The 21,382-nt window shown below is 51.9% G+C and carries 34 protein-coding genes and 1 pseudogene; 33 read left to right on the plus strand and 2 right to left on the minus strand.

Annotated features, from left to right (window positions below; all coding sequences use genetic code 11):
- The first annotated feature begins 146 nt into the window (after nt 1-146).
- The 26 genes and pseudogenes from nrdI to MHB71_RS05025 all read left to right on the plus strand — a co-directional run bounded on the left by nrdI (nt 147) and on the right by MHB71_RS05025 (nt 15,103).
- Entirely contained in the window at nt 147-509 is a 363-nt protein-coding gene (gene nrdI / locus MHB71_RS04900; protein WP_340028957.1) for a class Ib ribonucleoside-diphosphate reductase assembly flavoprotein NrdI, read from the plus strand.
- A pseudogene (locus tag MHB71_RS04905) lies at nt 493-1,626 on the plus strand (ribonucleotide reductase N-terminal alpha domain-containing protein); the annotation flags it as partial. The gene nrdI and the pseudogene MHB71_RS04905, both read left to right, overlap by 17 nt.
- Before the next feature lie 492 nt (nt 1,627-2,118).
- The gene (locus MHB71_RS04910; RefSeq protein WP_340028958.1) at nt 2,119-2,346 is read left to right on the plus strand and encodes a hypothetical protein; all 228 of its coding nucleotides are present in this window, start codon (nt 2,119-2,121) and stop codon (nt 2,344-2,346) included.
- Between the two features lie 151 nt (nt 2,347-2,497).
- Nucleotides 2,498-3,454, plus strand: a complete 957-nt coding sequence (locus tag MHB71_RS04915) for a hypothetical protein (protein WP_340030127.1) — start codon at nt 2,498-2,500, stop codon at nt 3,452-3,454.
- Nucleotides 3,455-3,473: 19 nt separating this feature from the next.
- The gene (gene nrdF / locus MHB71_RS04920; protein WP_340028959.1) at nt 3,474-4,439 is read left to right on the plus strand and encodes a class 1b ribonucleoside-diphosphate reductase subunit beta; all 966 of its coding nucleotides are present in this window, start codon (nt 3,474-3,476) and stop codon (nt 4,437-4,439) included.
- Between the two features lie 170 nt (nt 4,440-4,609).
- Nucleotides 4,610-5,545 carry a hypothetical protein gene (locus MHB71_RS04925; protein WP_340028960.1) on the plus strand — a complete coding sequence of 312 codons (936 nt, stop codon included), beginning with the start codon at nt 4,610-4,612 and terminating at the stop codon, nt 5,543-5,545.
- A complete protein-coding gene (locus MHB71_RS04930; protein ID WP_340028961.1) occupies nt 5,542-5,703 on the plus strand; it encodes a hypothetical protein in 162 nt (53 codons plus the stop codon). Before MHB71_RS04925 ends, MHB71_RS04930 begins: the two co-directional genes overlap by 4 nt.
- A 154-nt stretch (nt 5,704-5,857) precedes the next feature.
- Nucleotides 5,858-6,511 carry a PhoH family protein gene (locus MHB71_RS04935; protein WP_340028962.1) on the plus strand — a complete coding sequence of 218 codons (654 nt, stop codon included), beginning with the start codon at nt 5,858-5,860 and terminating at the stop codon, nt 6,509-6,511.
- A gap of 14 nt (nt 6,512-6,525) precedes the next feature.
- A complete protein-coding gene (locus tag MHB71_RS04940) occupies nt 6,526-6,672 on the plus strand; it encodes a hypothetical protein (protein WP_340028963.1) in 147 nt (48 codons plus the stop codon).
- A gap of 17 nt (nt 6,673-6,689) precedes the next feature.
- A complete protein-coding gene (locus MHB71_RS04945) occupies nt 6,690-7,217 on the plus strand; it encodes a deoxyuridine 5'-triphosphate nucleotidohydrolase (RefSeq protein ID WP_340028964.1) in 528 nt (175 codons plus the stop codon).
- Nucleotides 7,214-7,372: a hypothetical protein gene (locus MHB71_RS04950; protein ID WP_340028965.1), complete on the plus strand. Its 159-nt coding sequence runs from the start codon at nt 7,214-7,216 to the stop codon at nt 7,370-7,372. The genes MHB71_RS04945 and MHB71_RS04950 overlap by 4 nt, the downstream gene beginning before the upstream one ends.
- A 107-nt stretch (nt 7,373-7,479) precedes the next feature.
- Nucleotides 7,480-7,602 (plus strand): hypothetical protein, encoded by a 123-nt coding sequence (locus MHB71_RS04955; protein ID WP_340028966.1) that lies wholly within the window; start codon nt 7,480-7,482, stop codon nt 7,600-7,602.
- Complete coding sequence (gene thyX, locus MHB71_RS04960; protein ID WP_340028967.1) at nt 7,599-8,321, plus strand: FAD-dependent thymidylate synthase; 723 nt, start codon at nt 7,599-7,601, stop codon at nt 8,319-8,321. The genes MHB71_RS04955 and thyX overlap by 4 nt, the downstream gene beginning before the upstream one ends.
- Complete coding sequence (locus tag MHB71_RS04965) at nt 8,318-8,503, plus strand: hypothetical protein (protein WP_340028968.1); 186 nt, start codon at nt 8,318-8,320, stop codon at nt 8,501-8,503. The genes thyX and MHB71_RS04965 overlap by 4 nt, the downstream gene beginning before the upstream one ends.
- A complete protein-coding gene (locus MHB71_RS04970; RefSeq protein WP_340028969.1) occupies nt 8,500-8,667 on the plus strand; it encodes a hypothetical protein in 168 nt (55 codons plus the stop codon). The genes MHB71_RS04965 and MHB71_RS04970 overlap by 4 nt, the downstream gene beginning before the upstream one ends.
- Nucleotides 8,645-9,085 carry a hypothetical protein gene (locus MHB71_RS04975; RefSeq protein ID WP_340028970.1) on the plus strand — a complete coding sequence of 147 codons (441 nt, stop codon included), beginning with the start codon at nt 8,645-8,647 and terminating at the stop codon, nt 9,083-9,085. Before MHB71_RS04970 ends, MHB71_RS04975 begins: the two co-directional genes overlap by 23 nt.
- Before the next feature lie 47 nt (nt 9,086-9,132).
- Nucleotides 9,133-9,630 carry a hypothetical protein gene (locus tag MHB71_RS04980; RefSeq protein WP_340028971.1) on the plus strand — a complete coding sequence of 166 codons (498 nt, stop codon included), beginning with the start codon at nt 9,133-9,135 and terminating at the stop codon, nt 9,628-9,630.
- A 462-nt stretch (nt 9,631-10,092) separates the two neighbouring features.
- Entirely contained in the window at nt 10,093-11,661 is a 1,569-nt protein-coding gene (locus MHB71_RS04985) for a hypothetical protein (protein ID WP_340028972.1), read from the plus strand.
- 1 nt (nt 11,662) lies between these two features.
- Nucleotides 11,663-11,884, plus strand: coding sequence for a hypothetical protein (locus MHB71_RS04990; protein WP_340028973.1), 222 nt, complete (start codon nt 11,663-11,665; stop codon nt 11,882-11,884).
- Nucleotides 11,881-12,477 (plus strand): adenylate kinase, encoded by a 597-nt coding sequence (locus tag MHB71_RS04995; RefSeq protein WP_340028974.1) that lies wholly within the window; start codon nt 11,881-11,883, stop codon nt 12,475-12,477. Before MHB71_RS04990 ends, MHB71_RS04995 begins: the two co-directional genes overlap by 4 nt.
- On the plus strand, nt 12,474-12,650 hold the full coding sequence (locus MHB71_RS05000; protein ID WP_340028975.1) for a hypothetical protein: 177 nt from the start codon (nt 12,474-12,476) through the stop codon (nt 12,648-12,650). Before MHB71_RS04995 ends, MHB71_RS05000 begins: the two co-directional genes overlap by 4 nt.
- On the plus strand, nt 12,631-13,674 hold the full coding sequence (locus MHB71_RS05005) for a DNA cytosine methyltransferase (RefSeq protein ID WP_340028976.1): 1,044 nt from the start codon (nt 12,631-12,633) through the stop codon (nt 13,672-13,674). The genes MHB71_RS05000 and MHB71_RS05005 overlap by 20 nt, the downstream gene beginning before the upstream one ends.
- Nucleotides 13,674-13,868 (plus strand): hypothetical protein, encoded by a 195-nt coding sequence (locus MHB71_RS05010; RefSeq protein WP_340028977.1) that lies wholly within the window; start codon nt 13,674-13,676, stop codon nt 13,866-13,868. Before MHB71_RS05005 ends, MHB71_RS05010 begins: the two co-directional genes overlap by 1 nt.
- Before the next feature lie 118 nt (nt 13,869-13,986).
- Nucleotides 13,987-14,181, plus strand: coding sequence for a hypothetical protein (locus MHB71_RS05015; RefSeq protein WP_340028978.1), 195 nt, complete (start codon nt 13,987-13,989; stop codon nt 14,179-14,181).
- Nucleotides 14,182-14,571 (plus strand): sigma factor-like helix-turn-helix DNA-binding protein, encoded by a 390-nt coding sequence (locus MHB71_RS05020; protein WP_340028979.1) that lies wholly within the window; start codon nt 14,182-14,184, stop codon nt 14,569-14,571.
- Nucleotides 14,540-15,103 (plus strand): hypothetical protein, encoded by a 564-nt coding sequence (locus MHB71_RS05025; RefSeq protein WP_340028980.1) that lies wholly within the window; start codon nt 14,540-14,542, stop codon nt 15,101-15,103. The genes MHB71_RS05020 and MHB71_RS05025 overlap by 32 nt, the downstream gene beginning before the upstream one ends.
- A gap of 43 nt (nt 15,104-15,146) precedes the next feature.
- Here MHB71_RS05025 and MHB71_RS05030 read toward each other — a convergent pair whose 3' ends face one another.
- The gene (locus MHB71_RS05030) at nt 15,147-15,278 is read right to left on the minus strand and encodes a hypothetical protein (RefSeq protein WP_340028981.1); all 132 of its coding nucleotides are present in this window, start codon (nt 15,276-15,278) and stop codon (nt 15,147-15,149) included.
- Entirely contained in the window at nt 15,275-15,499 is a 225-nt protein-coding gene (locus MHB71_RS05035) for a helix-turn-helix transcriptional regulator (protein ID WP_340028982.1), read from the minus strand. The genes MHB71_RS05030 and MHB71_RS05035 overlap by 4 nt, the downstream gene beginning before the upstream one ends.
- 138 nt (nt 15,500-15,637) lie before the next feature.
- Between MHB71_RS05035 and MHB71_RS05040 the strand changes: the two genes are divergently transcribed.
- The 7 genes from MHB71_RS05040 to terL all read left to right on the plus strand — a co-directional run bounded on the left by MHB71_RS05040 (nt 15,638) and on the right by terL (nt 21,368).
- A complete protein-coding gene (locus MHB71_RS05040; protein WP_340028983.1) occupies nt 15,638-15,925 on the plus strand; it encodes a hypothetical protein in 288 nt (95 codons plus the stop codon).
- Nucleotides 15,922-16,125, plus strand: a complete 204-nt coding sequence (locus MHB71_RS05045; RefSeq protein WP_340028984.1) for a hypothetical protein — start codon at nt 15,922-15,924, stop codon at nt 16,123-16,125. The genes MHB71_RS05040 and MHB71_RS05045 overlap by 4 nt, the downstream gene beginning before the upstream one ends.
- 583 nt (nt 16,126-16,708) lie before the next feature.
- A complete protein-coding gene (locus tag MHB71_RS05050; protein ID WP_340028985.1) occupies nt 16,709-17,527 on the plus strand; it encodes a hypothetical protein in 819 nt (272 codons plus the stop codon).
- Between the two features lie 429 nt (nt 17,528-17,956).
- Nucleotides 17,957-18,172, plus strand: coding sequence for a hypothetical protein (locus tag MHB71_RS05055; RefSeq protein ID WP_340028986.1), 216 nt, complete (start codon nt 17,957-17,959; stop codon nt 18,170-18,172).
- A gap of 93 nt (nt 18,173-18,265) precedes the next feature.
- Complete coding sequence (locus tag MHB71_RS05060; RefSeq protein WP_340028987.1) at nt 18,266-18,658, plus strand: phBC6A51 family helix-turn-helix protein; 393 nt, start codon at nt 18,266-18,268, stop codon at nt 18,656-18,658.
- Between the two features lie 580 nt (nt 18,659-19,238).
- A complete protein-coding gene (locus MHB71_RS05065; RefSeq protein ID WP_340028988.1) occupies nt 19,239-19,505 on the plus strand; it encodes a hypothetical protein in 267 nt (88 codons plus the stop codon).
- 174 nt (nt 19,506-19,679) lie between these two features.
- Complete coding sequence (gene terL, locus MHB71_RS05070) at nt 19,680-21,368, plus strand: phage terminase large subunit (protein ID WP_340028989.1); 1,689 nt, start codon at nt 19,680-19,682, stop codon at nt 21,366-21,368.
- Nucleotides 21,369-21,382 lie beyond the last annotated feature (14 nt).

The raw sequence follows: 21,382 nt of genomic DNA on the forward strand, positions 1-21,382 counted from the left end.
GATTTAGCCGCACGCCTAGCCGAACACCAACGCCAGGAAATCGCAGCCCTCGAACGGTCCGTAGCGATATACCGAGGGCTTGCGGATAAGTACGAACGGAAACTTGCCGACGCCCGCGCAATAGATGAAAGGAGCGAGCGCGTATAATGCTAATCGTTTACGCATCACGTACGGGAAATGTCGGCCTATTCGCGCAGCGTCTCCCGTATCGTACGATCAAGCTTACGGAGGATTTGCGCGTAACTGAACCGTTTATCCTCGTAACATATACGGATAAGATCGGAGAAGTTCCGGCTAAGACACGCAAGTTCCTCGCACATAACAACGAATACTTACGCGGCGTGGCTGCGTCCGGCAACCGTAATTTCGGGCCGGCTTACGCACTCGCCGCGGATCAAATATCGAATCAATACGGAGTGCCGATCGTTTGCAAATTCGAACTGGCGGGCACGCCTACCGACATACTAAAATTCACCGAAGGAGTGAGCGCGCTTGTCGCAAACGTATAGATATATCGAACTAAATAACGAGGTTACCGTGGAGAAGGACGGATTTTATCAGCTCGAAAAGGACACGGAGGCCGTTAACGAGTTCATGCGCTTCATCCGCGATAATAAGATGCGGTTTGATTCCGTAATGGCGCGTGTTCAGTACATGGTCGACAACGGATATTACTATCCGGAAGTCCTGACGCAATACACGCCGGAGCAGATTACGGATGTTCACCGCATGGCGGACGATGCGGGCTTGCGATTCGCTTCGTACATGGCCGCGTTCAAATACTACACGGACTACGCGCTTAAGACTCGCGACAAGAAGACGTACCTGGAATCGCCGGAAGAACGTTACGCAATCATCGCGCTATATCTGGCGCAAGGTAATTACGAGCAGGCGCGCGAACTCATGTGGGGCTATCTTAACGGAGTGCAGCCGGCAACGCCAACGTTCCTTAACGCAGGTAAAGCGAGACGCGGCGAGATGGTATCGTGCTTCCTTACGGAGCTTGACGATAGCCTGAACGCGATCGGCCACGCACATAATACCGCGATGCAACTTTCGAAAATAGGCGGAGGCGTGGCGTTGAACCTGTCGAAACTGCGTGGGCGGAGCGAGGCGATTAAAGAGGAGGAAGGCGTAGCGAAGGGCATACTTCCGGTCGCCAAACAACTCGAAATGGCGTTCTCTTACGCGGACCAAATGGGACAACGGAAAGGGAGCGGAGCAGTCTATTACAACATATTCGGATGGGACGTAATGGAGTTGCTTGACGCGAAGAAGATCAACGCGGATGAACGGTCGCGCCTTAAAACGTTGTCGATCGGCCTCATCGTTCCGTCGAAGTTTATCGAGCTTGCGAAAACGGACGCGCCGTACTATGTCTTTGCGCCGTACACCGTATACAAGGCGTATGGAACGCATCTGGACGATATGGATATTAGCGCGATGTACGACGAGCTGGTTGCGAATCCGTCCGTTAAGAAACGTGAGTTAAATGCGCGTGATATGTTGACGAAGATTGCGACGACGCAGCTTGAATCGGGATATCCGTATCTTATGTTCAAAGATAACGCGAACGAAGGTCATGCGCTGAAAGGCGTCGGCCAAGTAAAGATGTCTAACCTGTGTTGATATAGCACCCTCTTGGAGCGATCCAGGAGCGCAAACCCACCTAAACGGGGAAACCCTCTTCGGAGACAATCCCGTGCTAAACCTTCGTCAGCGTAGCCCCGAATCTAAATACGGAGGCGATGCTAAATGTACGCAATTTATAAGATCACGTGTAAGTCAAACGACCGTACGTATTACGGAAGAAGCCAAGAGGTAGTTAAGCGTTGGCGTTCTCATCGTAATATGCTACGTAAAAACAGCCACAGTAACTCCGAGCTACAACTCGACTGGACCCTGTTCGGGGAGGACGACTTTGTTTTTGAGGTTATCGAACTCTGCTCAGACTATCAAGAATCTTTAGAAAAAGAGCAGAAACTCATAGACGGCTCCCGAGGAGTATCGTATAACATCGCTAATTCAACATTGGGAGGAGACACATTTACGCATAACCCTCGGCGAGAGGAAATACGAGAACTCAAAAGCAGGATATTCAGTGGGGAAGGAAATCCGATGTTCGGAAAAGAAAAGTCGGAGCGCATGATCGCGAGTGTCAAGGAGGCTAACTCCAAGAAAGTTTCCATCAACGGAATTGTTTACGGAAGCTTAACGGAAGCCTCTGCCGCACTTGGGGTCAAAATTTCAACGGTAAGTTACCGACTTAAGGCTGAGTCAGATAAGTACAAAACGTGGATCTACGTTGACGAAGAAATGCCGAACGACTATCGAAACCACGCCTAGCGCGGAAGGGAGTAGAGTAGGGCGCAAGCGATTGGCGCTCGAAACGGTGGGCGGCCCTCGTGGTCGAAGATATAGTCTCTTCTGCATAGCGATATGCAGCAGCCGTAAGGCGGTGTGGGCCTAGCGAATCCACGCGAAGGTAAAGACCGAAATATTCCAATTACAAGAAACCAGCGTCATCAACGACTATGGACAACCTGACGAAATCGGCCTCGATATATCGTGTAATCTCGCATCACTCAACATTGTTACCGCAATGGCATCCGGAGACCTTCGCCGCGCGGTTCATTCCGCAATGGACTCGCTGACCGCCGTTTCCGACATGACCGCGATTGCCAATGCGCCAGGCGTCCGTAAAGCTAACGATTTGATGCACAGCGTAGGGCTCGGCGCAATGAACCTTCACGGATATTTGATGAAGAACCGCATATCGTACCAATCCGGAATCGGACGCGAATTTGCCGACGCATTCTTTGCCGCGATTAACTATTACTCGATCGAGCGTTCGATGGAAGTCGCTAAGGAGCGCGGTGGTACGTTTTACGGGTTTGACCGTTCGGACTACGCCAACGGGGCGTACTTCACGCAGTATATCGAAAATGACTTCCGGCCTAAATTCGAGAGAGTGGCGGATCTATTTACCAGTGTCGGGATGGAGCTTCCGGGACCTGACGAGTGGGAGCGTCTGGCTGCGGATGTCGCGCAGCATGGGTTGTGGCATGCATATAGGCTTGCGATTGCGCCGACGCAAAGTATCTCGTATGTCCAGAACGCAACCAGCTCCGTACTTCCGATCTCTGACGTAATGGAGACGCGTACGTACGGAAACTCTACGACATACTATCCGGCTCCGTTTCTGACGCGTGAGAACAAGATATCGTATACCAGCGCGTTTAAAATGGACCAGCGCAAGATTATCGAAATGGTTGCGACAATCCAGCGACACGTTGACCAGGGGATATCGACGATCCTCTTCGTAGATTCAAATACACCGACCAACGAGCTCGTCCAATACTATTTATACGCACATAAATTAGACCTTAAATCACTGTACTATACGCGTAATAAATTGCTGCCGGTATCTGAGTGTACTTCATGCGCTGTCTAAAACGAAGGGAGACGATTATATGACCAACAATATTATCCGCGCTGTTAACTGGAACCGACCTGACGATGATTACTCCGAGGATTTCCTCGATCAGAACTTTATGCAAATCTGGCGAGAACATGAAATCCCGCTAGATGACGATAAAATGGCATGGCTTGCGTTAAGTGATACGGAACGCGACGTATACAAGAAGGTGCTTGGCGGGCTAACGTTCCTAGATACGGAGCAAGGTTCGGAAGGGATGCCGCTAATTATGCAACACGTAGAGTCCGTCCAGAAAAAGGCGGTCCTCTCGTTCATGGGCATGATGGAGCACATCCACGCGAAGTCCTATAGTGCGATCTTCGCTACGCTCACCTCAACGGAGGAATCCGACCGCGTATTCGCATGGACGGAGCAAAATCCGTTCCTCCAACGTAAAGGAGAAATCATCGGCGGTTACTACCGTTCCATTACGTCGCCTGACCGCTTATACATGGCGATGGTTGCGTCAGTGTTCTTGGAATCCGCGCTGTTCTATTCCGGCTTCTATTATCCGCTTCTTCTCGCAGGCCGCGGTAAGATGACGGCAAGCGGTGAGATCATCGATTTAATCATGCGGGATGAGGCCGTCCACGGTCAGTACGTCGGAACACTAGCGCGTGAAGTTTACGCAGAGTTGCCGGCGGAAACACAGGCGGAGCTTGACCGCGAAGTTGACGTACTGATGCGCCGCCTCTACGACAATGAAGCGGGATATACCGTTGACATCTACACGCCGATCGGGTTAGAGGAGGACGTGCTGCGCTTCCTACGCTATAACTTCAACCGTGCGTTAATGAACCTAGGCCGCAATACACAATTCCCTGACGAAGAGTTTAACCCGATCGTACTCAACGGAATTAATACCGCGACAAAGATACACGATTTCTTCAGCAAAAAAGGCAACGGATATCAGAAGGCGGTCAATATCGTACCGCTTACGGACGCGGATTTCGCGGTATAAAACGGACACTAACGGAGGGCCTGCGGGCTGCTCCGTTTTTTTTATTTACGTAAAATACCCGAGATTTGAGTTGACCGGCACTATATAAGTATAAGGCGCAGACAACATGCTAATCACCGCAACTAATCACCGCACACAGCGCCACACCTAAACGAAACGGAGATGATACGATGTCCAACGCAACTCAATATCGCGAAGTCCGACGCAAAGCCAACGCAGGTGAGCGCATCAAGATCGTAGCCGCGGATCAGGCTTTCGGATACTCAAACGGTGACATCTTTACGGTAACCGACGCTAACCGGTGGAAAGTCGCAGGATCCGGCCAAGCGGTTTCAGTAGCGGGAGTGGGAATCGCAATATACCATCGCGAATACGTAGTCCTCGAACCTATCGTAGCTTCCGCGCCAGTATCCGTTAACCTCCCGGACCTCTTCGCGCAATTCATCCGCGACAATGCGCCGGCCGTACGCAGCTACTTGGCGGAGATCGATCCGGTTGATAGCGCGGAGCCTCTGGCGGACGTGTTCGAAATTAAAACACCGCAACTAGCTCGCGCCAAGGTTATCGAAATGGCTCGCGAAAGGGTGGCGGAGTTGGCGCGGATCGGACGTGATGATGACGCGCGCCTCGAAGGAAGCCCGTTACGCGGTACATGGTACGAAATTGACTACGTAGTTAATCGCGATAAGCGCGCAGTCACAGCGCTTGTATACCGCCTCAACGGATTCACCTATACACGGGAACGCCGCAAGCCCAACGCAGTAGGCATCGCAAAGGCCGCGCCCGACGACGTATTCAACGCAGACATCGGCAAGGCAATCGCGGCTGAACGTGCGCTCGGCCTGACGGTGACGGAGGCGTTCGTGAATGCGCCTAAGCCGGAAAAGGCGAGCGCGGGCGCAAAAGTGCGTAAGCTTACCGGTCACAATATCGGATGTACCATGACGCTTGAATCAAGATGCACGTATTGTGACGGGATTGGCTACGGAGGGAACGCGTTCACAACGGTCGAGGGCGGCTGGGTCGCCGATACTCAATACGTTGTCATCGACGACACTGACGCATACTACCCGCAAGCAACGTTCGAGCCGTGTGAAGCCGTATGATGACCAAAGACGAACTCATTATCGCACTCACACGGTCGTCTCTCCCCGGCGATGCGCAAATCCTCGTATGGCGGGCGGAAGGACAGCGGCTAACAACGGAGATTAAACTGCGTGAGGTTGGCGCAGGTCAGATCGTAATCGAGGAGGTGGGCGAATGATATTTCGTTTAATAGCGTTCTGGTGGTTGCTTATCGGCGCGTTGACTATCGCAGGGGTTGACGTAGGGAAAATTTCGATAGTGTGTGCGTGTGTGCTTGCCGCAATGTACTCGTGGAAACTAGGTGACAAATAACGCTAAGGAGGCCGCAAGCCATGCCGATACCCAAAGGAAATATGTTCTTCGGATTCGCCGACAAGTTAACGAATGAACAACGTATTTACGTCGATAGCATTTTCGATAACCGCATCACGTTCGTTAACGCGAAGTCCGGCACGGGTAAAACGACGCTCGCCGTAGCTGCCGCGAAGTTGATCGGCAAGCCGCTAGTCTACGTGTTCAGTCCGGTAGAAGAAGGCCGCATGGGATTCCGTCCCGGCACACAACGCGAAAAGGAAGCCGCGTATATCACTCCGCTGACCGATGCGTTGGCTGAGATCGGCGAGACTCCGGAGAAAGCGATATTCAATCCGGAAGACTTTGCGGCTATGAAGCGCGGCGACCACTGGGTGTATCCGATGTCTCACGTATTCGCTCGCGGTATCAATATCAAAGGTAAAACGGTGATACTCGATGAGGCGCAGAATATGACGCGCGGCGAGTTGAAGAAGTTATTATCGAGAGTCCACGATGACTGTGTCGTTATCGTCATCGGACACACGCTACAATGCGATCTCCCTGACGCGAGCAAGTCTGGATTCGCGCCATATATCGAACACTTCCGCAATGAGCCTTACGCAAATGTATGCGAATTAACACGTAACTTCCGCGGACAATTGGCGCAACATGCCGATGAACTCGCATGGTAAAGGAGGCGCCAACTATGGCGTATAAATTCGAACGCACGCCGACCGGCTACAGCGTCAGAACCGCGCCAGCCAAACGTATCGAACGCGAACAGGCTGCGCGTGATTGGGCGGCGATTGCGGTAGTGGTTGCGGGATTAATCGTGGTATACACGTTAATTTAACGAAGGAGTGATCGTATTTGAACGCAATTAACGTAAAATTCAAGCGCCTGCATCCGGACGCTAAGATTCCGCAGTACGCGACGGAAATGGCCGCCGGCTTCGATTTAGTCGCGGTGGAGGACGTAATCATTGCGCCGGGCGAGACGGCTAAGGTTCCGCTCGGATTCGCGGTACAGATTCCGCCAGGCTACGAAATCCAAATCCGGCCGCGTTCGGGAGTTACGTTTAAGACGAAGCTTCGCGTAGCCAATTCGCCGGGTACTCTGGACGCGGATTTTCGGGGAGAGGTTGCGGTGCTTATCGATAACACTGCGCCAGTATGGGACGCCGCCGCAGGATACGCGCTAGATATCGAAGGGAAGCCGACACAAGCGCCTGTTCGCGGATTTCTTCCAGAAGGTGCGTATCTCATCCGCAAAGGTGATCGCATCGCCCAAGGCGTACTCGCCGCAGTATCACGCGCATCCTTCGAAGAGGTCGCGGACCTTGACGATACGGAGCGCGGAGACGGCGGATTCGGCAGTAGCGGAGTGACTTCGGCATGATACACCCAATCGGACTCAAACCGCGCGCCACTCACGAAATTCACCGCATGTATGAGATTCACGCAGCCATTACACGATATGTCAACGCAGGTCATCCGATACCTCCCGAATGGATTACGGAGTACAACGAATTAGCAACGCGCAATAAGGAGTGAACGCAATTTGATCAAACGTTACACCTACGCAATCATCACCGCATACTGTACGACGGTTTGGATCGGACTTCTAGTCCGGACGATTATACGATAAGGAGTTGACGCTAATGGATTTATACGGATTAGCTGCGGTAATTCTCGCGGGCGGCGTAGCCCTTGCGGTTGCGGCACACGGATTCAATTTCGTTACGATTCACAAACATTATCACCGGAAGGATGACGCTAATTGACCGCTAAAATCAACGTTTTGGATAACGGATATGTCCGCCTAGTCGACGCAATGGGAACGGACTTGACTCCGGTAAATGCCGCCCGCGTCTCATACGCAAAGGAATCGCAAGTACTCACGGAGCGCGATGTACGCCTTATTAAGTTCCTGGCACGCGAAAATCATACGAGTCCATTCCGCCATGCGATCGCGCAATTCGAAGTATACGCGCCGCTAATGGTTGCGCGCCAGTGGTTCAAGTACATCGTAGGCTCCGCGCATCAAGAAGGGACCGGAGATAGTCTCGACGCGTGGAACGAAAGTAGTCGCCGTTATATTACGGAGGAGCCGGTATTTTACGTGCCAGCCGCTGACGAATGGCGCAGTGCTCCGGAGAACTCGAAGCAGGGGAGCGGAGACGTCGTCCCATTACCGTTAGGAGCGTCATTGTCTGCGGACTTGGTCGAGTACATTGACGACGGCATCTCGCGTTATGAGGAAGCATTGAAGCTCGGTATCTGCGCAGAGCAAGCGCGCCTATTCCTTCCGGCCTACGGAATGTACGTACGTTGGTATTGGACCGCAAGCCTGCAGAGTGTCGCGCATTTCCTGGCGCAACGTCTCGAACATGATGCGCAGGTCGAAATTCAAGCGTACGCCAAGGCGGTTCTCTCGCTGATTGAAGCGCGATTCCCCGTATCGATCGGCGAATTGCTCACGAAAAAGGAGGACGCAGAATGAAACGTGTTGAAATACGCGGCTTTGTCGTATATGACCCGGACGAAGTAAGGAATCCGGGTATCGGTGGCATGGAAGTCTGCGCCCGCATCGAGGACCTACTATTTAACGAAGACTTCGCGGTCGAGTGGGAATTTACCGCGGTAAGTGACACGGAGTTTAACGTAGAGGAGGACGCAGAATGAAACTAATCGCACAGCTTGCCGCAGGGTTAATCACGCAACAGTTCGCATTCCACGTTTTCGACGCAAGTCCAGCGGAAGGCTTTCTCGCTTACGTAGTCGGAATTATCCTTGCGAAACAAATCTGGACGGAGGTGGCCGCGAATGAACGAGATCAAAACGGATGACAGAGAACGCGCGGCTTTCGGATTCACCTACACGCATATTCCCGGTACCTACAGATGTGTAAAGGCGCGATATGGTGACGCGTTGGTTGGCGGATTATATTCACGTGAGTTTATTGATGCTCTTGCGGAAAAGTTTGACGTAGTCGTAGCGGAACCCCGTCGCCTTGCCGAAGTCCTCCCGTTTGTCCCACGTCCAACTCCGGAACAAGAGGCGCAGGTGGCCGTCATCGCGCTACTCGAACGGTATGCGGAACTGGCGCGAGCTGGCGAAGTTACCGGCGTAATTATCGCAGCCAAGACGAAGGACGACGTATTGCGCGGCGAAATCATGACGGAATATATGGGCGTTAACCAACGCGAACGGACGCTATTGATCGAGGAGATACGCGAGGTTAGTTCGTACGAATACGACGTTTAACAACGTAAATTAACGATAAGGGAGCGGATTAGATGGCGAAGTATTTAATGTCTCTACGCGGTGGACTGGACGTAACAGTCGGTAAAGTATACGAAATTGAACGAGAGACTCCGTATGCGTATTACATTCATGATGACGCGGGTGATGAACGTGAGTGCATAAAGGTTAACGAAGACTTGACCTACGTAGCCGGAACCATGGACATCCTCGCAACCAAACGCACCCAACTCGCAACTCTCACGGCTGAAATCGCGCAACTCGAAGCGCAGCTCGCCGAGGAATCGCGTCTGAAAGTCGGAGATTATGCGCGGGTTGTTGACGGGCCTGACGGAGGGCGATTCGAAGAAAATGAGATCGTTATGGTTTCCGAAATTGCGAGAGCACAAAGCGCAATTTATCCGATCGGAGTGTTTTCGCCAGTACTCGGGTATGCGGTGTTCGAAGCGTTCAAGCCGGAGCATCTAGTTAAAATCACGCCAGAAGAAGCCCGCGCATCTCTCATCGCTAAGATTGACGCACATTTCGGCGGACAGGAGGCGAAGTAATCTCGCTAAATATTATCGCGCAGATCATCATCGCAGTGTCAGTCGGAATCAGCGCAATCAACGGAATAGCTACGCGGGAACCGCCGCAACCGTCCGCAGTCTCTTCGCAGGTAACAGGCAAACTTGCGAAATGGACAACGTACGAAGCGACCGCATATACCGCGATGTGTTCCGAAGGATGCAGCGGCTTCACTTATACGGAACTCGACGTACGCAACACGATCACACACGAAGGACGACGCGTCGTAGCCGTAGATAAGCGCGTGATTGCATTACACACTCCGCTTACGATCCGTTTGGCAGACGGGACGGAGATCGCGGCGATTGCGGAAGACACCGGAGGTTTGATTAAAGGCCGCAAGCTTGACGTATTAGTCGCGTCAGAAAAGGAGGCGCGCCAGTTTGGCCGCCAGAAAGTACGCGTTAAAATCGAAAACTAAACGATAAGGGAGCGGATTTTATATGACGAACATTAACGGAAGAAAAGCGGTTATCACTAACAGGTTACAACGTTGGTCCTCGTTCGAAGCGCTGGCGAATCAACTCGGATGTCCTGACGCGGCCGTACCGTCTGAACAGGATTATCGCACACGTCCGCAAGACGGTGATGTGGTAACGGTGTTGTCTTCGGTCGGCAAGCGCGGGGAGACGGTCACGCGCGATAATCAACGGGTATTCATCGTAGAGGCCGCGAACGGAGAACGCCACATTTACGGAGAAAAGGGGCTGCGCATATTGGACGAAAAAGTAACCGGAGTTACCGTATTGAAAGACGAAAGCCTCGGCGGAGTTGAGCGTGAATATCGCGAGGTTAAGCGGAAGGCGTGCGTTGGTGAGCGGATTAAGGTTACGGGCAGTTTGCGCGGATTTTATGAAGACGGAGATATCGGCGTAGTAACCGAGTTTGACGGTGATGACGACGCGTGGGCGGATTTCGAGAACGGAGAGCGGGCGTGTATCGGTAAACCAGACGCAGTCAACGGTTACCTCGCGCTATATCCCACCGATATCGTCCGCATCAACGGAACCCGCTTCCGCATGGTCGATCGGAAAGCTGCGGCGGGCGAGCGTGTGATTGTCGTAAGCGACCACATGTGCCACGCTATTCCGCCGGGTGTAGTCGGGCAGATTGGACGAAGCGATACGTTTGACTACGATAGCGCGACGTATTTCGTAGGAAACGATCAAGTGTCGGATATTGAGCGTGATTACCGCGTACTCGAACCGCTAACCTCCGCCAAATTTGCGGGGCCGGTGCCACTCCTATCCGCCAAGCCCGCGCCTGACCAAGCCGCCGAAATCATCGCGAAGTTGACGACGCGAGTGGCTTCGCTCGAAAGACGCGTGACAATGCTCGAAGTAGCCAGCGCTAAGCCTATTCCGCGTAGAGTAGCGCAGGAACGTCCCTCCGTCACAGTTGCGGAAGCGTCCGCAGCTTTGGCGCAACGTGCGAAGGAAGCACGCCAGAGAAAGCGCGATGACATCGTTAAGCGTGCGAAGGAGGACGTGGCGGACTTGCGGAAGTTTGCGGGAACTCAAGTGCCGAATGATTCCGTAAAGTTCTGGCCGCGTGCTAATAAACCGACGCTTTACACCGCGATGCATACGGTAGAGTACGTTGTTAACCGCGATAAACGAACGGTAGTCGCAATCATCCGTTGCACAATTGACGGTAAGATCACGCGCGGCATCGCCAAATGTACGCCAGGAGACGTGTTCAACGTATGGATCGGAAAAGCTATCGCGTTGAGACGTGCGCTCGGCTTGGAGATTCCGGAAGAGTACGTTAGCGCGCCGCAGCCTACGGAGGTTCGCGTTGGGGATATCGTTAAAGCAACGGGAAGTTCGGCGTTCGCTCGCGGCTCATCAGGGCCGGTAGTATCCTTCGCAGAAGATGGCGTACTGTACTGTAGCGACGAGTCCTGGCGCGCAGATGGATGTGTTTGGGCGTTCGAGCACGATTTATCCGTTACAGACGATTCCCGCGAAGCCGAATCAGACAGCGCAGAGCCCCGGAAGGAGGTGGCGTAATATGGCGAAGGAACACGCGGTATACGTTCTCTATTACGGAGGCGCTCCGTACAAACACGCCGCCCGAGCCGCTTATTACACGGAAGGCATGGCGAAAGCGGCCGTTACGAGAGCGGTAGATGGCCGGGCAGGTTGGCGCGCCGCTGACGATGTGAAGGCGGAGATTCGCGCTAAGTTCTCCGTTAAAGCTTACGTAATTAAACCGGAGGTGACTGCGGAATGAGTACGTTACCTAACATCGGCTTAATCGGACGCCTTCGTAGCGGGAAAGACACGCTGGCAGACTATCTCGCGGCAAAATACGGATACACAGCGTTCGCATTCGGAGACGAGCTCAAGCGTGATTTCCACCGCCGCTATCCGGAGATCCCACGCGATCCTAAACCACGCGTCGGCTACCAAATGCACGGACAGCTCATGCGGGAGTATTACGGAGAGGACGTATGGATCGACGCTTGCTTCGAGAACGTAGACGCGCACAGGTTATCGTTCAGCGATCCGGATAATATTCCCGCAGTCATCACCGACACACGCCAGTTAAACGAGGCTGAACGCTTGAAAGCCGCCGGCTACGTCCTCATCCGCGTCGAAGCACCGGAAGCCCTCCGCATCCATCGCGCAGTTACATCAGGCGACCGCTTTAACCTCCGCGACCTTACGCACGGCACGGAGACTGCGCTCGATGATTACAGCGCGGACTTCACGGTCGTAAACGATGCGGGCTTGCCGGAGCTGTACGCGCAGATTGACGAGATCATCGACTCACTGCGCTCGCCAGGAAAAGAGCGCCAGTTGAGCGGAAGTGATGCGGCATGACTACGAAAACTACGCTTAACATCGCGGAAGAGTGGCGCAAAGGTTATCAAGCCGGATATCAGGCGGGTAGATACGACGCGTTAGACGGATTAGATTACGACGATCGGACGCCGTTGCAGAAACGGAAGGATACGGAAGAGACGAGAGGAGACGATGACCATCCGAAATTATAACGTCACACCGCAATTACCTCCGAACGGCCTTACGGTCGCCGAGTTCTTTTGTGGCGGCGGTCTGATGGCCGTCGGACTCAAGGCGGCAGGTTACGATATTACATTCGCAAACGACTTCGATAAGCGCGCGGCGGAAGCTTACGCCTACAACCTCGGCGATTACGTAGTTTGTGGCGACATTACGAGCGACGAAATCCAAGCGCAGATCCCTGACGCAGATATATTCGCAGGAGGACCGCCGTGCCAGGACTATAGCGTTGCTGGAACGGGAGACGGCGAAGAGGGTGAGCGCGGCAAACTCGTATGGACGTATCTCGGTATTATTGAGCGGAAACAACCGAAAGCCTTCGTATTTGAAAACGTGAAGGGTTTGCTCACGAAAAAGCACCGCCCGACATTCGACGCGTTGCTCGCTAAGTTCGCGGAGATCGGATATAGCGTATCCTGGCGCCTGGTTAACGCGTGGGATTACGGGGTCGCCCAAAAGAGAGAGCGCGTGTTTATCGTAGGCGTTCGTAATGATATCGGATTAACGTTCGAGTTTCCGGAGCCACGACCGGAAGATTATCGAACGCAGGTTCTACGTGATGTAATCGGGGATTTACCGGAACCAAATACGCACACATACAATCACCGGAAACCTAACGGATTGAAGACAGATGCAGAATACTTGCCTAAACTGCCAAAAGGTGAAGGAGTGAGCACACGCAGGGCAGCTGAAATACTAGGCGATATTTATTGGCAGAACTATGCCAGAGCAGGAACCGACGAAGCTGCACTAACGGTTGCGAGCGAGGGTCAGTCTAAGCCTCATCCTACACAACCGCGCAGATTCACGGTCCGCGAGTGCCTCCGCATCCAGTCCGTACCTGACTCGTACGTTCTTCCGGAATCAATCTCTCTATCCGCGCAATACCGCATCGTTGGCAACGGAGTCGCATCGCGCGTCTCTTACTTAATCGGTATTGCGCTCGCCGAGCAACTTAACGTAGCTTTATCGCAATCCTTATCGGAGGCGGCGTAATGAGCGCGTTTGACCGTTTCCAGCCGCCAGATGAACACGTGGAGATCGTTGGTTACTGCGCCTATTGCGGCGAACCGATTGAGCGCGGCATCCATTCCGTTACATCTTACGCAAGCGGTGCGAAGACACACGACGGATTTTGCGAGGAACAGTACGTAGATAATGAGTTGGGGATTACGCGTTCATACGTATGAAAACGTAAGTATTCGAAAAATTCACGATAGAGGAGCGGTGGGCCTGGCGGTGTCTTGTTAACGCGAGATTATCCGCACGGCCTGCGCCTTCTCATCGTTAAAAGGGAGCGGATTTGGCGTGAAGGAGTTCGGAGACGATTACCTAGCTACGGAACTTGAATATAACGGTGAGCTCCGCGTAAGAGAGTGCGCACATTGTTATCGCGAACTTATTCACGGAGAGAAGCTGTATAAGACGAAAGAGAACGGAAAAGTGTGTCTCGAATGCCGCGATGTTATTCGCGAGTTTGAATCGGAATGGGGCGGTCTGTAGATGGGCGCAGTTACCGTAGACTTATGGCGTTTGGAGCGTCAATACGATCTTAAGTATCCGATGGACAATCCGTTTGGAATACGCGCTATACTCGAAGATTACCATTCGTTGTGGGAGCGTACGGTCACCGAGGGAGACTATGACGCGCTTATCGTTGTATTAGACTTTATTGGTGCACTGGAAGAGGCTAGGCTCACTCCAAAGCAGAAGCGCGCACTTTACTATGTCTACATGGAGAAAATGACGCAGGAAGAGGCGGCGTCAGAGCTAGGATGTGCTCAAAACACAGTGAACGACCGAGTATATAGAGCGATACTAAAAATCGCTGAATCACAAGGATATAGTGAGGAGTGGTGGCGTGAAACTTATAGATGTAAACAAGCTGTTTGAGGCGGATGTGTGTCTAGGTTGGCTTGTTAAGGAAGTACGAAAAGCTACTTGTTGCTACGAAAAGAGTGGGCTACAGATTTTGTTCTTATTGCATAATTTATACGAACTCCCTCATACCGCATATTTAGACTCAAAAGAACGAAGTATGTGGGCGGCTAAGCTTACAGAAGAACACTTCGAGCAATTCGGCAAGATGCCAGATAGTACCCAACTGGAAAGGTTAGCTACTTGGATACTTGCGCCTGAGATGCCCGCAGACGTGTTCTCTGACCGTCAAATGAGGCGGAGAGTTAACGACAAAGAAGTTCTTTTTTACGCGCCCCAAAGAAATAACTATGACATGGAGATCGAGGGTAACCGATACGTTAAGCCGAAACCTGGAATGGATAGCGAGGAGTCTCATAAGGACTACGTTAGACTTCCGTCTGATCGCGCAGACAAGCGCCAATTTAACGGTCCTCTTGAGAAGTACTTACTTGAAGGAGGCAGCGAGGACGACGTGAATGGTACCGAAATGCCCACAGCAGCATAACGAAAAGAAGCGCCTCATTCCGGGGCGCTTTCGTTGTTTACGATCAATATTCTACTCCAAGCGCGATTAAGACAACGTGGACCCACAAGCCGGCGGCGAGCACGCCCATTAATACGATATTAACGCGCTTATGAACATCGGCACCTTTCCACTCTTTCTTCCAGTCGTTACTCATTGCGCTTCCCCCTTATCTAGTTCGAGTATATCCGTTATTTCTACGCCAAGAACTTCGCACATTATCGCGAGGTTATCAAGCGGTAGCCGCAGCGTCTTGTTGGCGCGCATCTCACCGACAGACGTACGGCGTATTCCGGTTAAGCGGCCGAACTCACGATCGCCTATGCCGCGCTCTTTAAGTAGCTCGTCGAGTTTGAGGCGGACTTTATACGTGGACATTGGATTGCCACCTCCTACGTTTAGTATAGCGTAAAATTCGTCACGTTAAAAGTGCCAAAATGTATTGACACGTTAAACGGGACATAGTATATTGGGATTATAAATGGAACGCTAAACGGGACAATGGAGGCGTAATTGATGACTGATATTACACATGTAAAATGCGAACGTTGCGACGGTTCTGGCCGCTACAACGAAACCTACGTCTGCTACGGATGCGCCGGCACGGGCAACGCTAATACGCCGACCAAACGCGTAATCTGCGCTAAGCCTTTTGCTAAGTTCGGATTCGACCGCGGCACCTTCGCAGTCGCCCGCATGACAACACCAGCCACGTACACAGGCGAAACTCGCTGGATTATCCGCGGCCATACGCTACTCGATCGCCAGGTTAACGAATACTTTCGGGAGGTGGGCGGAAAATGAGTACGGAGACATACGCATCAATATTACGCAACAGTTATACGGAGGAGGATGCGCCTGAACATCGCCGGGCGCTAATCCACGCAACATTCGTCGGCATGGTTGAATCGATCGTTAATGACGCGGATTACACAGCCGCGCGTAAGATAGCGAAGTTACGTAACTTAAACGATGCGCGTAAGGAGGTACTAGCGGATGAATAAGCGGTTATTTGCGGTAGGTAAGCGGATGGGCGGGCGGAGTTACGTAAAGGTAGCGAGCGGCGAGTGGGTCGAGGTAAAAGTGGGAGCAGCGGATGAAAAAGCGCGTTGATGTGCGGAGGATCGTGTGGCAGACGGGATTGGCTCGAAAATGGCGGAAGATATTACGCTTTATACGAAGGTGGGACCGGAGATAATCCGGTCTTTTTGTGTCTTGAATACGAAGATGTCGCGCCTAAAATACGTGCCAGCGATCTTAACGTAGTCTGGCATATACTTTTCGACGGTGCCGCCGTAATCTGCGATCGTGTGGGCGCCGGGTTCGTAGATAGTAACGCGGACTTGTGCGAGGGCGGCGGTTAACAATTCGGTGTCTGTAATTAGCGTTTTCATATGAAAAGTATACGATAAATTGGCGCAGATTTCCTGAAATTATTTATAATTTTATCACTGAAAAACACGATAAAACACCTTACTTTACGGGCAATAAGGGGAGAGTACTTTTCCACCGCGTTAAGGTTACGAACGATGCGGGTATACTCCGCACACCCTTACGTTAATCCAACGTTAAGGAGGCGCCTCTATAATGGCCCAATATAAACGCTTAATTGACCCGACAACGGGCGAAATACACGAACGTACCGCAGTCCTTGCGGACGGTGACCGCGTTACAAGCGCAGCACAACGTGAGGCATACGCTAAGATACATAACGGACGCAGCGCGGAATTTACTGTGACACAGATGCGCAATATTGACGAAGTAATCGAGAGGGTATCCGATAAACACTGCGGGTACCTTCTTTATTTGCAATGCTTCGTTAATTACGACGCGATCCTTGAGAATCCGGACAAATCCGCAATGAGCCGCGAAGATATGATGCGTACGCTCAAGATCGGACGGACAACGCTGCATCACTTCCTACGGGAGACAACGGAGGCTGGCGTGATTGAAGAGGAGGGCGACAAGTACCGGCTTAATCCGCGCTACCACTTCCAAGGTAAAACGGATAACACGGCGGTCATCAAAACGTTCGTTGCGAAGGTGAAGGAGCTATATACGGAGGTTAACGCGAAGGATCTCGGCTTCGTGTACAAGTTGCTTCCGCATATCCACCTCGAAACGAATACGATCTGCGCGAATCCTTACGAGCGTGACGTTGAGAATACGTTGCCGCTTACGAAAGAGGATATCGCCAGGTTGACGAACATTACGGAGAAATCGGTATATACGAAGTTGCGTAACTTGCGCTTTGGCGATCAGTACGTATTTGCCGAGGTGATTTACGGGAAGTCGCGCTATTACAAGATCAACCCATTCGTGTTCTACCGCAGAAGCGGACAGCCTGACGCGACGTTACGGGAGATGTTTTCCATCCGAAATAACTTCGCAAAACGGGCGTCGTAATTTCTCATCGGTAAAAACGCGAACAAAAACGGCCTTTCATCGGTAAAAACGCGAACACGAAAAAAGTGGCCTCCGCCTTACTGCCGCAAGGGTTTGCGCGTTTTAGGGGGTCAAATTTATTCTTAGTCTTAGATAACGGGATTTACCGCGCAGTAAAGGTACGCGAGACACTACAGACATTCGGGCAGGAGCGGCCCGACACTTCGGACCAGGAGCAGGTCCTTGTGAACATGTTGAATAACGCGTCATCAATTATATGTTCCAGAGCCGTCAGGCGATGGAGCTAGGAACGCAGTGACGAAGCATTCCTTAAGCTCAAACCTTGCTTGTAGTAGTCAAGAAGCTTATTCCTCGAAGTACCTCATGTAGTACAAAATAACGCGGATTCACATACGTTAAGCGAACGCTAAGTGAGCGGAGGGAGAACGTATGTTAAACGTACTATTCGTTATATTAGGCGTTCATATTGCGTTAGTACTTGTCGTATTAATCGCGTACATTCCTAACGCTATTCAATCACGCAACGGATTCATACAAGTGACGAAGAATCTCGGATTGATTGTGCTGATACCGTATGTTCCGGCGCTCTTTATTATCGTAATGTGGATCGATGACTTTGACGAATGGAGACGTAGAAATACGTAATAATCACGTACAAATAGCGCGTCTATCTTACGCCTTGCCTGAGCGTAGGAAGGCGTGCTATTTACGTTAAATACACGGAAGGAGGACGTAGTTATGGCGAAGCAATTAACGCAGGAACAACACGATGCAATAGCGTGGATGGCGCAACCTAAGCGCGGTGGTAAGACATACGATGAGCTTGCGGAGATTATCGGAGTACATCGGTCAACGTTATTCGAGTGGAAGAAGAATCCCGTATTCGAAGCGGAGTTAAAGCGTCAGATGGTGCGCAACAGCCAAGACAAGTTACCGGAACTTATCGACTCGTTATCTACGATTGCTATGCGGGATGGTAACGCAGCAATGGCGAAATTGGCGTTACAGATTAACGGATTGCTTACGGATAAAGTCGAAGTGGAAACGAAGGATAGCGGAGCAACCGATCTGGATGCGTTGATGCAGCGTATTAGTACGATCAAACGTGTGAAGTCGGATGAGGCGGAATAAGGCGTCATTATATGAAGGGAAATGCGCGAGAGTAAGCGACTGGGTCCGACTGGGCCGCGTTTTACCTACAGCGCGCCACTTTAGCGCAGTACAGTGTGAAACTTTCGGACTTCACTACGTTAAAGCGCGACGTTTTATGCATCCGCCTGTATAACGGTGAATTACCGATGCATAACGGCCGCATATAGGCGCGGGTAGGGTACGGGAAATAGGCGCATAATCTTCCAGCTACTAACGGGTGTAATCCGCATAGCACCGCGGGTTATACGCTTTATTAACTGGAAATGCATATGCGATGTATAAAGCGCGTTTATGCAGCGTGGATAAACGTTGATGTGGCGCGGGTTTGCGGACCGGACTATTACGCAAAATACGTACTATGTGAATATGTCCGTGTATAACGGTGATTAAACGTGATGATTACGATTATGCATTGCGGATGAATAAACTGAAGTGTCTGCGAAGCGTTAGTGCGGTGAAGCGGTGACCCCCAAGGCCCCCGCCGCGGGCGGCCGGATCAGGCACATTTACCATCCGCGTATCAAATTTTAACTTTGGACTTTACGGAGGGATTACGAAGATGAACTACGCAAGTTGGTTCGATATGGATAGCGCGGCCAGGTACGCAGAGTTCCGCAAGCATTTCGCCAGCTTAGACGAAGTATTCGCTAATTATAGCGTAACCGTAACGTACGATCAAGACGAGCGCGAATATGTCGCACGCATAGAAGGCGATGGGCCGAAGTTAAACGTGTGGTTTGGGTATGCGGACAGTCCGGCAGAAGCTATTTATGGCGCGGCTATCAGCCGTATCGTAAATATTCACGTAAAATCACCGTCAAAATAGCGCGTTTCACCTCTCCGGAGTGTATCCGTTAGGGTCAGCGCTTAAACACGCTAAATCTACGCAAATTCAACGTAACTACGAAGGGAGGCGATATCTATAGCATGGACTAACGGAAAATGGATCGGAAGAGATGAACGCGGGGAGAGACTGAACGATCTTTCCGCGCTACTTGACGTGCTCGAAGGCGTAGATATCGCCGATCTTTCAGCGGATGATGCGGCGGACATTGACGCACAGCTTGCGGAGTATGAACGCCTAGAACGAATACACCGCTGCGAAACGGACCTAATCGAATTTGCGCTTGAATACTTCTCAGAAGCGCGGAATCCCGGCAACGACGGAAATTGGGACGGCTTCGATATTACGGACGCGGAGTTTGCGCCTGTATTTCACCGTGAAATTGCCGTGATTATGGACGATGTATCCAACGATACGACAAACGATAAGGTTGCGGTGGCGGCGCCCCGTTCTCACGCGAAATCAACGTATTTATCCAAGGGCTTCCCTTTGCGAGAGATTGCGTATAGGAAGCGCAAATACGAGATTATTATTTCGGATACGCCAACGGTCAGCTCCGGCAACCTCGATTGGATCGCGATGCAGCTTAAAAGCAACGTTAAACTGCGCGCAGACTTCGGCCCGCTACTAAGTCCGAAGCAACAAGAGAATCCGAAGGACAACAGTTCGGAATTTATCGCATGGGAACCGCGCGAAGACGGAACGAAGAAGCTTCTTACGAAGGTGGAGGCGGCATCAACCGGCCAAGCGCTCCGCGGACGTAACTGGAACGGTGTTCGGCCGGACTTAATCGTATGTGATGACTTGGAAGATGCGCGGCCTGGCGGTAATGCATCAACGCCGGACTTGCGTAAGAAGCTGCGCGATTGGTTCGCACAGACCGTCGTACCGCTCGGCGATCCGAAAGGGAAACGGACGGCCTTCGTTTACATGGGAACAACGGTCCATCACGAAGCGCTCCTCGTTGACGTTCTCTATAATCGCGCCGACTTTAAAAGTCGTATTTACCGCGCAGTTATCGATTGGCCTGAGCGTATGGACTTGTGGGAAGCGTGTCGGCTCGTTTATAAAGATCCGGACAGACCGAAAGAAGCACGCGCCAAGGATGCAGTAGAGCTTTACGAAGCTAATCGCGCGGAAATGGATCGCGGGGTTACCGTATTGTGGCCGGAAGCACAACCGATATGGCGCTTGATGAAATTCAAGTGGGACAACGGATCGAAGGCGTTTAACACGGAGTATCAGAACAATCCGGTCGACGAGGAATCGATGGTATTTAATCCGGAGTCATTCACGTATTGGGACGGAAAAATGGAGCTTGACGCAATCTTGCGGGAGTCGGACGTCTACACTGGCGTTGACTTTGCGATGGGTAAACAGCGCGGCGACTATTCCGCTATTGTTACGATCGCGCGGCATAAGAAGACCGGTACCAAGTACGTAATCGATGCGTATGGGGAACGCGTTAAGCCTGACGAGTTTATCCGCGTTATTGTCGAGAAGGTTATGCGGTATCAGCCGATTGGAATTGCGGCAGAGGCGCAGGCGGCGCAGGAGTTCTTCGTACAGAAGCTAAAAGAGGCGCTAAGAGCTGCGGGATATCCGGCGGGGACTCGCGTTAAGGAAATACACCAGCGGAGCCGTAAAGAGCTGCGGATTGAGGCGATGCTACCGGATATTGAAGGTGGCGCGATACAGTTTTCGAAGAGGCACGCGCTTTTAATTGAGCAATTCGAGTATTACGGAACCGGGAGCCACGACGATTTGCCGGACGCTGCTGAAATGGCCGTAAGCATTGCGAAATCAGGCCGCAAGAAAATCCGCAAGAAACCGCGGGGAATGTAACGGAAAGGAGGACG

The sequence above is a fragment of the Paenibacillus sp. FSL H7-0940 genome, from assembly GCF_037979415.1.
GTDB lineage: Bacteria > Bacillota > Bacilli > Paenibacillales > Paenibacillaceae > Paenibacillus > Paenibacillus amylolyticus.